This window comes from Streptosporangium carneum (genome assembly GCF_027922005.1).
Lineage (GTDB): Bacteria > Actinomycetota > Actinomycetes > Streptosporangiales > Streptosporangiaceae > Streptosporangium > Streptosporangium carneum.
This window is the reverse complement of record NZ_BSEV01000013.1, coordinates 176138-190554: the sequence shown is the minus strand read 5'-3', so window position 1 is coordinate 190554 and position 14417 is coordinate 176138. Positions and strand designations below refer to the sequence as shown.

The 14417-nt window shown below is 71.9% G+C and carries 12 protein-coding genes; 9 read left to right on the top strand and 3 right to left on the bottom strand.

Annotated features, from left to right (window positions below; all coding sequences use genetic code 11):
* The first annotated feature begins 8 nt into the window (after window positions 1-8).
* The 9 genes from PKF00_RS26185 to PKF00_RS26145 all read left to right on the top strand — a co-directional run bounded on the left by PKF00_RS26185 (window position 9) and on the right by PKF00_RS26145 (window position 11117).
* On the top strand, window positions 9-893 hold the full coding sequence (locus PKF00_RS26185; protein ID WP_271220288.1) for a pyridoxamine 5'-phosphate oxidase family protein: 885 nt from the start codon (window positions 9-11) through the stop codon (window positions 891-893).
* Between the two features lie 70 nt (window positions 894-963).
* The gene (locus tag PKF00_RS26180; RefSeq protein WP_271220287.1) at window positions 964-1155 is read left to right on the top strand and encodes a ferredoxin; all 192 of its coding nucleotides are present in this window, start codon (window positions 964-966) and stop codon (window positions 1153-1155) included.
* Window positions 1152-1589, top strand: coding sequence for a nuclear transport factor 2 family protein (locus PKF00_RS26175; RefSeq protein WP_271220286.1), 438 nt, complete (start codon window positions 1152-1154; stop codon window positions 1587-1589). Before PKF00_RS26180 ends, PKF00_RS26175 begins: the two co-directional genes overlap by 4 nt.
* A gap of 259 nt (window positions 1590-1848) precedes the next feature.
* Complete coding sequence (locus PKF00_RS26170; protein ID WP_271220285.1) at window positions 1849-2370, top strand: (2Fe-2S)-binding protein; 522 nt, start codon at window positions 1849-1851, stop codon at window positions 2368-2370.
* A complete protein-coding gene (locus PKF00_RS26165) occupies window positions 2367-4847 on the top strand; it encodes a xanthine dehydrogenase family protein molybdopterin-binding subunit (RefSeq protein ID WP_271220284.1) in 2481 nt (826 codons plus the stop codon). The genes PKF00_RS26170 and PKF00_RS26165 overlap by 4 nt, the downstream gene beginning before the upstream one ends.
* Window positions 4844-5737, top strand: a complete 894-nt coding sequence (locus PKF00_RS26160; RefSeq protein WP_271220283.1) for an FAD binding domain-containing protein — start codon at window positions 4844-4846, stop codon at window positions 5735-5737. The genes PKF00_RS26165 and PKF00_RS26160 overlap by 4 nt, the downstream gene beginning before the upstream one ends.
* Before the next feature lie 41 nt (window positions 5738-5778).
* Window positions 5779-6897 (top strand): SRPBCC family protein, encoded by a 1119-nt coding sequence (locus PKF00_RS26155; protein WP_271220282.1) that lies wholly within the window; start codon window positions 5779-5781, stop codon window positions 6895-6897.
* Between the two features lie 255 nt (window positions 6898-7152).
* Window positions 7153-9927, top strand: a complete 2775-nt coding sequence (locus tag PKF00_RS26150) for a bifunctional glycosyltransferase/CDP-glycerol:glycerophosphate glycerophosphotransferase (protein ID WP_271220281.1) — start codon at window positions 7153-7155, stop codon at window positions 9925-9927.
* Entirely contained in the window at window positions 9924-11117 is a 1194-nt protein-coding gene (locus PKF00_RS26145; protein WP_271220280.1) for a glycosyltransferase, read from the top strand. Before PKF00_RS26150 ends, PKF00_RS26145 begins: the two co-directional genes overlap by 4 nt.
* A 188-nt stretch (window positions 11118-11305) precedes the next feature.
* On the opposite strand, the gene PKF00_RS26140 is transcribed toward PKF00_RS26145, so the two are convergent.
* From PKF00_RS26140 to PKF00_RS26130, 3 genes are read right to left on the bottom strand one after another with little or no spacing between them, the layout of a single operon-like run.
* The gene (locus tag PKF00_RS26140) at window positions 11306-12349 is read right to left on the bottom strand and encodes a sulfotransferase family protein (protein WP_271220279.1); all 1044 of its coding nucleotides are present in this window, start codon (window positions 12347-12349) and stop codon (window positions 11306-11308) included.
* 2 nt (window positions 12350-12351) lie between these two features.
* On the bottom strand, window positions 12352-13362 hold the full coding sequence (locus PKF00_RS26135) for a sulfotransferase family protein (RefSeq protein ID WP_271220278.1): 1011 nt from the start codon (window positions 13360-13362) through the stop codon (window positions 12352-12354).
* A gap of 25 nt (window positions 13363-13387) precedes the next feature.
* On the bottom strand, window positions 13388-14182 hold the full coding sequence (locus PKF00_RS26130; RefSeq protein WP_271220277.1) for a CDP-alcohol phosphatidyltransferase family protein: 795 nt from the start codon (window positions 14180-14182) through the stop codon (window positions 13388-13390).
* Window positions 14183-14417 lie beyond the last annotated feature (235 nt).

Here is a 14417-nt window from a genome sequence, read left to right as displayed (position 1 = left end):
TGAGGCATATGGGAGAGGTCGCCGTGCAGAGACGCGCGGGGGTGCACGCGGAGAAGCTGGGCTCCGCGGGGGCGAAGGCGGAGGTCCCCGCGGTCGCCGCCGAGTTCCTGAGGCGGCAGCGGATGCTGGTGATCGGGGCCGACGACCGGGACGGGCGACTGTGGGCGACCTTCCTGACCGGGGACGAGGGGTTCGCCGAGGCCGCGGACGAGCGGACGCTCGTGATCGGGGCGGTGCCGGGCGACGGTGATCCGCTGGCCGGGCTGGAGGAGGGTGAGATCGGGATGCTCGCGATCGAGTTCGGCAGCAGGCGCAGGATGCGCGTCAACGGCACGGTGCTGAGGACGGACGGGCGGCTGGTCGTGCGCACCGAGCAGACGTACGCGAACTGCCCGAAGTACATCCAGACACGCGACCTCTCCGGGGAGTCCGGGGGCCCGCCCGGCGAGGTGTCGACCACGGAGACGCTCACCGGCGGCCAGCGGGCGTGGATCGGGGGCGCGGACACCTTCTTCGTCGCCACCCGCGCCCCCGGGCTCGGCGCCGACCTGTCGCACCGGGGCGGCAACCCGGGGTTCGTGCGGGTGCTCGACGAGCGACGGCTGGTCTGGCCCGACTACGTCGGCAACTCCATGTACATGACGCTCGGGAACCTGGAACTGGACGACTCCTGCGGCCTGCTCTTCCTGGACTGGGAGAACGGCGACGCGCTGCACCTGTCGGGACGGGCGCGGGTCGACTGGGATCCGGGCGACGTCCCCGGTGCGCAGCGTCTCGTGGAGTTCGAGGTCGACCGGGCCGTCCACGTCCGGGGGGCGAGCCCGCTCCGCTGGAGGTTCGACAGGTACTCCCGGTTCAACCCGCCGGTCACGGGATCGGTGCGGATCACGTGACCGGGCGGAACGGGGAAGCCCGCGACCGGGGGTCGCGGACCGGCGGGGAGGGAATGAGGTGAGGGGCGAGATGAAGGTGGTCGTTGATCGGGCGCTGTGTCAGGTGCACGCGCAGTGCGTGTTCGCCGCGCCCGAGGTGTTCGAGCTTGACGACGACGACCGGCTGGTCTACGTCGCGGAACCCGACGACGCGCTGGCCGACGCCGTCGAGGAGGCCGCGCGGGCCTGCCCGGTGCAGGCGATATCTCTGGAGGGATCGTGAACTTCACCGAGGAGACGGCCAGGGCCAAGGTCCGGGCCGCCGAGGACGCCTGGAACACGCGGGATCCCGAACGGGTCTCCCTCGCCTACACACCGGACTCGGTCTGGCGCAACCGGGAGGAGTTCCTCACCGGACGCGAGGAGATCAAGGAGTTTCTCGCCCGCAAGTGGGCCAGGGAGCAGGACTACGCGCTCCGCAAGAACCTGTGGGCGTTCGACGGGAACCGCATCGCCGTACGGTTCCAGTACGAATGGCACGACGCGGACGGTCAGTGGTGGCGCAGCTACGGCAACGAGCTGTGGGAGTTCGCCGACGACGGGCTGATGCGACGGCGTGAGGCGAGCATCAACGACGTCCGGATCGACGAGGCCGACCGCCGCATCCTGGGTCCGCGCCGTCAGGACGTCCACGAGGACGACCTCCCCCTGGCCTGAGCCCGGCGGAGGGCGCGCGGCGAGGCGGCCGGGCCGCGAACGGGAGGGCGGCTGAGGGAAGGCGGGAGGGTGGCTGAGGGAGGGCGGGCACGGCGACGGGCAGGGCGGTGAACGCGGCGGCGGGCAAGGCGGTGGGCAAGAGACGGGCGAGGAGTGGGCGTCGAGCTTGAACGGGGCCTTGACCGGGCAGGACAGGGGCGTACGTTCACTTCTGTCAGCTCATCTCTCTTGAGCTGTCACGGGTGCACCGGGAGGACGTATGCCTCGAATCACCGTCAGCGTGGACGGAGTCACCTACGAGGAAGAGGTCGAGCCGCGCCTCCTCCTCGTCCACCTGCTGCGAGACCGGCTCGGCAAGACCGGGACCCCCATCGGCTGCGACACCGGCAACTGCGGCGCCTGCACCGTGACGCTCGACGGCAGAAGCGCCAAGAGCTGTTCCGTGCTCGCCGTCCAGGCGGACGGGAGCGAGGTCGTCACGATCGAGGGTCTGGCGCGGGGGCAGGAGTGGCACCCCATGCAGGAGGCCTTCCACGCAGAGCACGCGCTGCAGTGCGGATACTGCACCCCCGGCATGATCATGGCCGCGATCGACCTGCTCAAGGACGATCCCGACCCCTCGGAGGAGGCGGTGCGCCGGGGACTCGAGGGCAACCTGTGCCGGTGCACGGGATACTCCAACATCGTCAGGGCCGTACAACGCGGCGCCAGGGAGATGGCGCGCCAGGAAGCACCACGGGAGACGCGGCCGGAGACACGGCAGGAGGCCCCGGCGTCATGACCGAGCAACTCGACGCGGGCCTGGTCGCCGAACGGATCGCGGAGAGCGACCAGCTCGGCCGTCCCTCCGACGCGCACGAGGTCGGCAGGGCCCGCAGGCGCAAGGAGGACGCCCGGCTGGTCACGGGCCGGACCACGTGGACCGACAACATCCAGCTTCCCGGCATGCTGTACGTGGCGTTCCTGCGCAGCCCGATGGCGCACGCCAGGATCACCCGGATCGACACCTCCGCCGCGCGGGCCAGGCCCGGCGTGGTCGCCGTCCACAGCGGCCAGGACTTCGCCGACGAGCAGGGCAGCCTGCCGTGCGCCTGGCCCGTCACCGAGGACATCCTCATCCCCGACCACCCGCCGATGGCGGTGAACGAGGTCCGCTACGCCGGCGAGGCGGTGGCCTGCGTGGTCGCGACCGACCGTCACCGGGCGGCCGACGCCCTGGAGGCCATCGAGGTCGACTACGAGCCGCTGGAGGCTGTCGTCGACATGACCGAGGCGCTCGCCGAGGGCGCCCCCAGGGTCCACGAGTCGGGCAACCGCGCCTTCACCTGGAAGTTCGCCCAGGGCGACATCGACGCGGCGTTCCGCGACGCGCCCGTGGTGATCGAGCGCGAGTACGTCCAGCAGCGGCTGATCCCGACCGCGATGGAGCCCAGAGCGGTCGTGGCCGCGACCGACGGCGAGACCTTCACCCTGCACTCCTCGACGCAGATCCCGCACGTGCTGCGCGTGATGCTGGCCATGACCACCGGCATCCCCGAGCACAGGCTGCGGGTGATCGCCCCCGACGTGGGCGGCGGCTTCGGCTCCAAGCTCCAGGTCACCGCCGAGGAGGTGCTCGCGCTCCTGCTGACGCGCAGGCTCGGCAAGCCGGTGAAGTGGACCGAGTCCCGCTCGGAGGGCAACCTGACCGTGCACCACGGCCGTGACCAGCTCCAGCGCATCCGGATCGCCGCCGAGCGGGACGGGCGCGTCAGGGGCGTCAAGGTGGAGCTGCTGGCCGACATGGGCGCCTACCTGATGCTGGTCACGCCGGGCATCCCACTGCTCGGGGCGTTCATGTACAGCGGCATCTACAAGATGGACGCCTACGACTTCACCTGCACGGGCGTCTTCACGACCAAGATGCCGACGGACGCCTACCGGGGCGCGGGGCGTCCCGAGGCCACCTTCGCCATCGAGCGGGCCGTCGACGAGCTCGCCGCCGAGCTGGGCCTGGACCCCGTCGAGGTACGGCGCCGCAACTGGATCACCCATGAGGAGTTCCCGTACACCACGGTCTGCGGCCTGACCTACGACTCGGGCAACTACGAGGCCGCGACGGACAGGGCGCTCGCGCTGTTCGGCTACGACGCGCTCAGGGCGGAGCAGGCGGAGCGGCGGGCCAGGCGCGACCCGGTCCAGCTCGGCGTCGGCGTGTCGACCTACACCGAGATGTGCGGCCTCGCGCCCTCGCGCGTGCTGGGCTCGCTCAGCTACGGCGCGGGCGGCTGGGAGCACGCCACGGTCCGGATGCTGCCGACCGGCAAGGTCGAGGTGGTCACCGGCACGAGCCCGCACGGCCAGGGGCACGAGACGGCGTGGAGCCAGATCACGGCCGACGCGCTGGGCGTGCCGTTCGAGGACGTCACGGTGCTGCACGGCGACACGGCGATCTCGCACAAGGGCATGGACACCTACGGCTCCCGCTCGCTGGTCGTGGGCGGCGTCGCCGTGCTGTCCGCCTGCGAGAAGGTGAAGGACAGGGCCAGGGAGCTGGCCGCCCACATGCTGGAGGCCTCAGCCGACGACATCGAGTTCAGCGACGGCTCGTTCAAGGTGCGCGGGACCGCGCAGGGACGCACCATCCAGGAGCTTGCGCTGGCCGCCTTCGCCGCGCACGACCTGCCCGACGGCTTCGAGCCCAGCCTGGACGCCGAGTCGACCTTCGACCCGGACAACTTCTCCTTCCCGCACGGCACCCACCTGTGCGCGGTCGAGGTGGACACCGAGACCGGCGCGTCCAGGATCAGGTCGTACGTCGCCGTCGACGACGTGGGCTCGGTGGTGAACCCGCTGATCGTCGAGGGCCAGGTGCACGGCGGCATCGCGCAGGGCATCGGGCAGGCCCTGTTCGAGGAGGCGATACACGACTCGGAGGGCAACCTGCTGACCACGACGATGTCGGACTACCTGATCCCGTCCGCGGCCGACCTGCCCGAGTTCACCACCGACAGGACCGAGACCCCCGCGACCAGCAACCCGCTCGGCGTCAAGGGCGTCGGCGAGGCGGGCACGATCGCCTCGACCCCGGCCGTCGTCAACGCGATCGTGGACGCGCTGCGCCCGTACGGCGTGCACGACGTGCGGATGCCGTGCACGCCGGAGCGGGTCTGGCGGACGATCGCCGAGGCCCGGTCGACCGGCCCCGCGGGGACAGGCGGACCGCCGGAGGCGTCCGCCGCCGGGTCCGCGCCCACCTCAGAGGGAGGCCTCCGATGATCTCCGCGCCTTTCGACTACATCAGGCCCGCCTCCCTCGAGGAGGCCTGCCGCGCGCTCGGCGACGCGGAGGAGGCGGGCGACGACGTCAAGGTGCTGGCGGGCGGCCAGTCGCTGCTGCCGCTGCTGCGCCTGCGGCTCGCCTACCCGTCCGCGCTGGTGGACATCGGGCGGCTGCCCGAGCCGCGCGGCGTCGAGGACAGGGGCGACCACGTGTTCGTCGGCGCGCTCACCACCCACGACGAGGTGATGCGCTCCAGCGTGGTCAGGGAGCTGATCCCGCTGGTCGCGCTGGCCACCGCGACCGTGGCGGACCCCGCCGTACGGCACCGCGGCACGTTCGGCGGCTCGCTGGCCCACGCCGACCCCGCCGGGGACCTGCCCGCCGTCGCCCTGGCGCTGGACTGCGTGTTCGTCGTCAGGTCCGTCGACGGCGAGCGGGAGATCCCGGCCTCCGAGTTCTTCGTCGACTACCTGGAGCCCGCCCTCGAACCCGGGGAGATCCTGGTCGGCGTCCGGGTGCCGAAGCTCGGCCCCGGCTGGGGTTTCCACTACGAGAAGTTCCACCGGACCGCGCAGTCCTGGGCGACCGTGGGCGTGGCGGCGGCCGTACGGCTGGGCGAGGGGGGCGGAGGGACCGTCGAGGAGGCGCGGATCGCGCTGACCAACATGGGCCCGACGCCGGTGCGGGCGCACGCGGTCGAGGCCGCGCTGCGCGGCGCCGACTTCGCGCCCTCCGGGTCGAACGGCGCGCCCGACCGGATCAGGGAGGCCTGCGACCGCGCGGACGAGGGGAGCGTGCCCCCGACCGACCTGCACGGCGGCCCCGAATACCGCCGTCACCTGGCCCGGGTGCTGACCTACCGGGCGGTCAGGGCCGCCGGAGGCTGAGGTGACGCCGCGCGAGCGGTGGATCGACAAGGAGCGGATCGATGGCGATGCGGTTCGAACACGAGTTCACGGTTCCGGTGCCGGTCGAGCGGGCGTGGTCCGCGCTGCTCGACGTCGAGCGGGTCGCCCCCTGCCTGCCGGGAGCCGCGCTGGAGAAGGTCGAGGACGACCACATGACCGGGCGGATGAAGGTGAAGGTCGGGCCCATCACGCTCGTCTACCGGGGAAAGGCCACGTTCGAGGACGTGGACGCGGAGGCCAGGACCCTGACCATCAGGGCGTCGGGCAAGGAGTCGCGCGGCCCGGGAACGGCCTCCGCCGCGGTCGTCGCGCGGCTGCGCCCCGAGGGGCCCGGCGACTCCGGCACCCGGGTGACCGTCGAGACCGCCTTCACCGTGACAGGACGTCCGGCCCAGTTCGGCAGAGGAGTGATGGCCGAGGTCGGCGCGAAGCTGATCGACAGGTTCGCCGCGAACCTGTCCGCGCTGCTGGAAGGCCGAAGAGAGCAGGCCGGGAGCACGGCGGCCGGAGCGTCGGGAACCGGGGAAACGGAGGGGGCCGCTCCCTCACCGGTCCCCCAGCAGGCCGCGGCGGAGGGCGCGGCGGCGCGGGAGACGCGGGCCCCTGAGCCTTCCGGGGGCCGGGAACGACCGGCGGACCTGGAGGAACCAGCGGAAACCGGCGGACCAGCGGGCGTCAGGGGACCGGCGGACGCGAACGGACCGACGGGAACCGGCGGACCGGCGGGCACCGAGGAGCTCACGGGCGCCGGAGGGCTGGCGGGTTCCGAGGGGGTGGCGGCCTCCGAGGTCAGGGGCCGCCCCGCGGGCGTGACCCTGGACGGCGGTGACAGGCTCTCCGAGCAGGAGGCGTCGCGCCGCCACCTCACCGCCGTGCCCTCGACCCGTGAGACCGCGACGGCCGAGGAGTCCCTCGGTCGCGACACCCATCCCGCGGGCACCGCCCGCACCTCTCTGACCCCGGACGAGGAGGCCCTCGACCTCCTGGAGATCGCGGGAATCCCCCTCCTCAAACGCGCCGCCCCGCTGGCGGCCGCCCTCGCCGGCGTCGTCCTGGCGGGATGGCTCGTCCGCCGCGCCCTGCGTCGCCGCCGGGGAGTGTCCGCACGCCGCCGAACGGGGACGTCCTCGCGCCGCTGAACGGGGACACCCGCACGCCGTTGAACGGGGACACCCGCGTCGGCGAGACCTGCGTGTCGGCGACCGCGTCCGTGCCGGCGACGTCCGTGCCGACGCCGGAGGCCCGGGAGGGAACGGCGACCCGAAGGAGCGGGAGGGAACGGCGGGACGAAACGCCCGGGCCGCGTGTCTTGCCGGGCCAGAAAGCAGTAAAACCCCATACAGAGATCAATAAAGCGGACAATGCATACCTGAACCCAGGGAACACCGCATAATGTGATCAATCCGCCGGACTGCAGCGTGGTCGTCATCGCCTACAACGACGCCGCCCGCCTGCCCAGGGCAGTACGGTCCGTGCTCGGCCAGTCGTTGCGGAACATCGAAGTGATCATCTCTGACGACGGCAGCACCGACGGCACGGAACGGGTCGCGCGCGGGCTCGCGCGGCAGGACCGACGGGTCCGCTACCTGCGCAGGGACGCCAACAGCGGCGGCTGCGGGGCGCCGAGGAACGACGGGGTCGCGGCGGCCCGCGCGCCGTACGTGATGTTCCTCGACAGCGACGACGAGCTCACCCGGCACGCCTGCAAGAGCATGCTCCTGGAGCTGGAACGGACCGGCGCCGACTTCGTCACCGGGCAGATATCCCGCCTGTACGAGTGGAACGGCAGGACCCAGCGCTACTACCCCGGCCTGTTCGCCCGCCGCAGGACCGTCGAGGGGATCGCCGAGGAGCCCGAGATGTTCCTCGACTCCTTCAGCACCAACAAGCTCTACCGGACCGAGACGCTCAGGCGGCTGCCGTTCAGGGAGGACCTGCTCTACGAGGACCACGTCTTCACCACCGAGCTCTACTGCGCGGCGCGGCGGTTCGCCGTGGTCCCGTGGGTCGTCTACCTCTGGCACCGGGCGTCCGAGGAGGCCGACTCACGGCTGTCGATCTCGTTGAGCGTCAGGGAGCTCGACAACGTCAGGCAGCGGATCAGGGCGGCCAGGCTGAGCGACGGCATCCTGCGCGACAACGGCCTCGCGGGGCTGGTGCCGGAGCGGCAGCGCCGGTTCGTCCGCCAGGACCTGCGGGTCTACCTCAACCCGCTGCCCTCCCGCGACCGGGTGTGGGCCGAGGAGTTCATCGCACTGGTCCGCCCCTACCTCGCGGAACTGGACCGGGCGGCGTTCGAGGACGTCGACCCGGTCGTCCGGGTCTGCTGCCGGTTCGTCCTCGGGGGACAGGCCGACGAGCTCGTGGTCGCCGCCCGGTCGCTGAACGGGCCGAAGGCCGCGCCGCGCTTCGCCGTACGGGAGGGAGGGCGGACCTACTGGGGCACGACCCCGGCGGAGGGACTGGAGATCACCTCGCTCAGGATGGCCGAGCTGCCCTACAGCGCGGCCCGGCTGCGCCACGAGGCGGCCTTCCGCCGCGAGGGCCCGCGGGTCAGGCTGACGATCAGGACCTACGACCCGTTCGGAGTGCTGACCGCCAACCCCGGCTGGAGCGCGTTCGCCCAGTTCGGCAGGGAGCGCGTGGAGCTGACGCCGCGCGGGCTCGGCGACGGCAGCCACCTGAGCGAGGTGTCCGTCGACCTCGCCGCGCTGGGGCAGGGGCGCTTCGGCCGCGACAGCTACTACGACCCGAAGGTCTCGATCGTCCGCGCCGACGGGCGGGTCACCTCGGACCGGGTGCTCGTCGATCCGGCGGCCGAGCCCGTCAAGGTTCCCGTCCCCTGCCACGAGGTCACGCTCGGTCCCGAGGGGCAGGCGGCGTTCCTGCGGGTGCGGTGGCGGCGCGAGGGCCTGCTGCGGCGGGCGGCCCCCTGGCTGCGCGGGGCACGCGCCGAGCTGGTGCGGCGGCTGAGCGGGTCCGCCCTGAAGCTCCGCGTCTACCGGGGGCTGGTGAGGATCGTCCCGCCCCGCGAGGACCTGGTGCTGTTCGAGGCCGACGTGGGCGCCGGATACACCGGGAACCCGCGCTACGTCTACGAGGAGCTCAGGCGGCGGCGCGCGCCCCTCGACATGGTCTGGTCGGTGGCCGGGAACCGGCGGAACTTCCCCGGGAACGCCAGGTTGGTGCGGCGGATGAGCTGGCGCTACCTGTGGACCATGGCCAGGGCGGGCTACTGGGTGGACAGCCACGGTCTGCCGCTGGCCTACCCCAAGCCCGCGGGGACCCGCTACCTGCAGACCTGGCACGGCCAGGGCGTCAAGACGGTCGGCTTCGACGCCCCCGACCTGCGCGCCGACTTCGCCGAGCCCAGGGCGCGCTGGCGGGCCGCCGTCGCCCGGTGGGACGCGCTCGTCATGCCCAGCGCCGAGTTCGAGCGGATCTTCGTCTCGTCCAACGGGTACGAGGGACCGGTCCTGCGGTACGGCTCGCCCCGGTGCGACGTGCTCGTCCACGGCGACGACGAGGCCGCGCGGCGGGCCAGGGACCTGTTGGAGATCCCGCGGGACCGCAGGGTGCTGCTGTACGCGCCCACCTATCGGGACCGGGCCAAGTTCTCGGGGCGGTCGGTCAGGGCCGACCTGGCCAGGATGGCCGAGGCGCTCGCCGACGACTGGGTGGTGATCCTGCGCACCCACCCGGTCGAGCGCTACACGGTGCCGGAGCACCTGCGCCACTTCGTCCGCCCCGCCGGGTCGTATCCCGAGGTCAACGACCTGATGCTGGCCTCGGACGCGCTGCTGACCGACTACTCGTCGCTGATGTGCGACTACGCGGTGACCGGCAGGCCGATGATCTTCCTGATCGACGACTGGGAGGAGTACCGGCGCGTCGAGCGAGGCGTCAACCACGACCTGCCCGCGATCGCCCCCGGCCCCTGCGTCACCGGGACCGAGGAGCTGATCCAGGCGCTGCGCGACCTCGGCGGCGGGGCCGCGGCGTTCACCGCCAGGTACGCCGCCAAGTACGCGGACTTCCGCCGGATGTGGTGCGCGGACGAGAGAGGGCACGCCGCCGCGAGGGTGGTCGACGCCTTCTTCGGGCCCGCGGCGGGCCTTCCCGCCGGACGGCGGCCGGTCACGACCTCCCTGCCGGGACGGCCGCCGTGAGCGGCGGTCCCGGTTCCGTCCTGTTCGCCTGCATGGACGCCGACACCCTCGGGGGGATCCAGCGGGTCACCCACACCGTGGCGCAGGGCCTGGCCGAGCGGGGGCACGACGTCCACGTCCTCGGCCTGCACCGCGCCGAGCATCCGTTCCGCTACGTGGAGCGGCCCGGCTACCGGCGTCACGTGATCCACCGCGCGCCGCCGGGCCGGGTCTCCTGGCTGGGCACACGCGGGGAACGCCTCAGGCTGCGCGGGCTGCTGCGGGCCCTGGGGCCCGGCTTCGCGGTGCTCGCCTCGCCGGGCGTGGTCTCCCGGCTGGCGGACCTGCTTCCCGAACGGCTGCTGCCCGTCGGCCAGTACCACGGGTCGTACGAGCACGCGCGGGGATCGTGGCACCTCGGCTCGGTCCGCCGCCACTACGGCGAGCTGGAGAAGGCGGTGTTCCTCAGCGAGGAGGACGCGTGGCTGTTCTCCGAGCACGCGCTGCTCCCCAACACCTGGGCGATCCCGAACCCGCTGCCCGCGTGGCCGTCGCGGACCGCCGCGCTGGCGGGGCACCGGGTGCTCGGGGTCGGCAGGCTTGAGGGCGTCAAACGGTTCGACCGGCTGATCTCGGCCTTCGCCGACGCCCGCCGCGCCCTGCGAACGCCCGGCCCCGTGAACGGCCGCGTGGACGGCGTGGACGGCGTGGACGGCGTGCGGGACGTGGAGGTCACGGGGAACGCCGACGCCGCGACCGACGACTGGGAGCTGCACCTGATCGGCGAGGGCGCCGAGCTGGACAGGCTCAGGGCGCACGCGCGGGCGTGCGGGGTGGCGGACCGGGTGGTCTTCCGCGGCGCGGTGCGCGCCGCGGAGATGGGCCGCGAGTACCTGGAGGGGTCGGTGCTGGCGCTGTCCAGCGAGCACGAGGGGCTGCCGCTGGTGCTCGGCGAGGCCGCGTCCCACGGGGTGCCCTCGGTGGCGTTCGACGTCTCCGGCGGGGTGCGGTCGCTGGTCGTCGACGGCAGGACCGGGCTGCTCGCGCCCCCGGCCGACGTGACCGCCCTCGGGATCGCGCTGGCCCGGCTGATGGCCTCGGAGCGGGAGCGGCGGCGGCTGGGGGCCGCCGCCCGCGTCCACGTCGAGGCGTTCCGGCTGGAACGGGTCCTGGACCGCTGGGAGGCCCTGTTCGAGCAGGTGCTCCGCTGACCGTCTCCGCCGCGGCGCACGCTTCGGGCCCGGCGGCCGTTCACTGACCGTCTGACCGTCTCCGGCCCGGCGCACGCTTCGGACCGGGCGGCCCCTTCACCGACCGTCTCCGGCGCGGCGCACCCCCCGGACCGGGCGGGTCGTCCGTCAGCCGGTTCCGGCTCGCGCCGCGTCCCCGGCCGGACAGGTCACCCGTTGACCTTGGCCGGTTCGTTGCGCGGCAGGGGGACCCCGGCCAGCACGAGCTGGCCCGAGGTGAGCCGGGCGCCCAGCGGGTTCGGCTCGCGCAGCCGCATCAACCGGTCGAACGCCATCTTCTTCACCCTGGCCAGCTTGCGCTTGGCCGCGGTCCGCTCGTAGGCGACCATCCGTGAGGTCTCGGTCTTCGGCGCGCCGCTCAGCTCGTAGCCGTACGTCTCGAGCCGGTCGCCGAGGACGCTCTCGCACAGCGAGGTCTCCCAGGGGTCCAGCCTGGACTTCCACGAGCCCGACCTGGCGGTCGTCACGTCGCCGTGGGTGTTGCTGTGCCAGGTCTTGTGCTCGGGCACGGCGACGCCCGCGATCCGCTTCGGCTCGCACATGACCGGGGCGAAGTCCTCCCCGAGGAAGTCGCACAGCCTGCGCAGGTGGGCCTCGGGGTCCGTCGTCAGGTCCTCGTAGCGCAGCTCGTGGTAACTGCCCTCGGGGAGCTTGGGCGCGCCGTGCCTGGCGAAGTCGATCGCCTCGGCCCAGGCGGCGACCGCGCTGTAGACGCTCCCGCTGTACCAGGGCATCTCCTTCAGCGACGCGACGCAGTCCCTGCCGTCCCTGATCAGGTGGACGAACTGGGCGTCGGGGAAGAGCCGCAGCAGCACGTCGATGTTCTGGAAGTAGGAGGGCCGCTTGTCCCCCCAGCGCGGTTTGCCGTGCTGGGTCGCGTAGAGACGCAGCACGATGCCCAGCGCCGAGCCGAGCGTCGGCGGCCCCTCGACGATCTGCCTGATCGCCTCCTCACCGTCGAGACGCAGCTCGTGAAAGCGCGACTGCTTACGGTTGACCACCCATTCGGCCAGCTCGCGTCTGCGGGCCGGATCGTTCAGATCGCCGAAGTGCAGCCGTCGCTGGTAGGCGGCGACCATGAAGCGGGTCTCCGGGGGAATCGCGATGCGGGGGTGGGAGTGCAGCATGAGCTGCAGCAGCGTCGTCCCCGACCGGGGACAGCCCACGACGAAGATCGGTCGATCCGACTGCATTCTCAGACCTTCGCCAGCTCGCCCAGCTGCCGGGTGGTGAGCTGCGCGGCCACCGGGCCCGGCTCACGGAACCGGTTGACGCGGTCACGGAGCTCCTTGCGCCTGCGTGCCCAGCGCCGCTTCGAGGCGGCCCTGGCGCACGCCTCGACGTGGGCCTTGTCGGCCTTCGGCGCGCCGCTCAGCTCGTAGCCGTTGGCCGTCAGCCGCTCGGCCAGCACGGTCTCGCAGACCGAGATCTCCCACGGCTCCAGCCTGGACTTCCACGAACCCGACCTGGCGGTCGTCACGTCGCCGTGGGTGTTGCTGTGCCAGACCTTGTGCTGCGGGATCGCCATCCGGGCGACGTGGTACGGCTCGCTCATCGCCGGGTCGTAGTCCTCGCCGAGGAAGTCGCAGAGCTTGCTCAGCTCGGTCTCCGGGTAGGCCGTGAGGTCCTCGTAGCGCAGCTCGTAGTAGCTGTCGGCGGGGAGGTTCTTCGCGTGCCTGCGGCCGTAGTCGATCGCCTCGGCCCAGTTGGTCACCGCGTGGAAGACGTCCTTGGTGTACCAGGGCATCTCCTTCAGCGACGCGACGCAGTCCCTGCCGTCCCTGATCAGGTGGACGAACTGCGCGTCGGGGAAGAGCCGCAGCAGCAGGTCCACGTGGTGGAAGTAGCTCGGCCGCTTGTCGCCCCAGCGGCACTTGCTGTACTGCTCGGCGTAGGAGCGGAAGGCGATGCCCATCGCCGAGCCCAGCGTGGGCGGACCGGCGACGATGTCCTCGACCAGCTTCTCCCCGTCGAGTCTGAGCTCCTTGAACTTGGTGTCCTTGTCGCTGACGATCCACCGGCCCAGCCTGCGCCGGTTCCCCTGCTCCCGCAGGTCGCCGAAGACGAACCTGCGGTAGTAGCCGGGCACGACGAAGCGCGTCTCCGGCGGCACCGCGATGCGCGGGTGGGAGTGCAGCATGAGCTGCAACATGGTGGTGCCTGAACGCGGACAGCCGATCACGAAGATCGGACGGTCGGACTGCATGACAACGAACCCCCGTAAAAGATGATCAAACAGGTACGCGCTGCGCGTTTTCCTGGCGCGGCACGGCCGGCGAGAGCCGGGCGAACCGCCACATCCGGTAGATCAGAAAGATTTCGTTCAGCAGGAGCAGCACCCCCGCCACGGTCGAGAGGGGCACAAGCGCCACCGTCCCGATCAGGGGGCCGACCACGAAGACGGCGGCGTGGAACTCGATTCCGCTGATCAGGTGACTTCGCACCCGGTGGTTGGCGAGGAGGCGCCCTATCCTGCGTCGCAGACTCGGAGGTCTCGGCGGCCGGTACGCCCCGGTGCGGTCCTTCGGCGGGCGCTCGGCCCGGTTCTCCCTGACCGTCTCCCTGACGCGCCTCATCTGCGGCGCGTTCACGTAGCGGAACAGGTCGAGCACCGCGACCCCGGCGCCGAGCAGGACGTACGAGACGTCCTGCGTCGCCGCGTACTGGCCGAACGCCAGGCCCGCCGCGCAGCAGACCACCCGGATGCGGTCTCCCACGTAGTCCAGCCAGAGCCCGAACGCGGTCCCCGTCCCCTTGAGACGGGCGATCTTCCCGTCCATGCAGTCGACCATGAAGCTCACGTAGAACAGCGCGGCCCCCGCCACGAGCTGCCCCAGCGCGAAACAGGCCGCCGACCCCAGTCCGAGGAGCAGCGACAGACGGGTGAGCCCGTTCGGCGTGACGTCGGTGTGGTTCGCGACGAGAAGCGTCAGCCTGCACGCCACCGGGTCGACCAGGAAGACAGTCCACCAGGAGTCTTTTCGTTTCCGGGTCGCGTGAACGTCGTTCAACGAATAGGCCCTCATGCCATCAAGCATGACCACCCACAGCGATCGGATGCTGACACTCTGACGCCAAGAGAGCATCTCCATACCGGTTCTTGACCAGCAGTGTCATACGGTCACGCCAGGCTCCCGCCTGCCATGCCGGATCCGCATGTGTCCGCTTTTCACAGGACATCGTGACACTTGCGCCCCAGGAGAGCCGTACGGCCTCGATAGGATGCCAATTCTCCTAAAAATCACTCGACCCGGAAGCTCC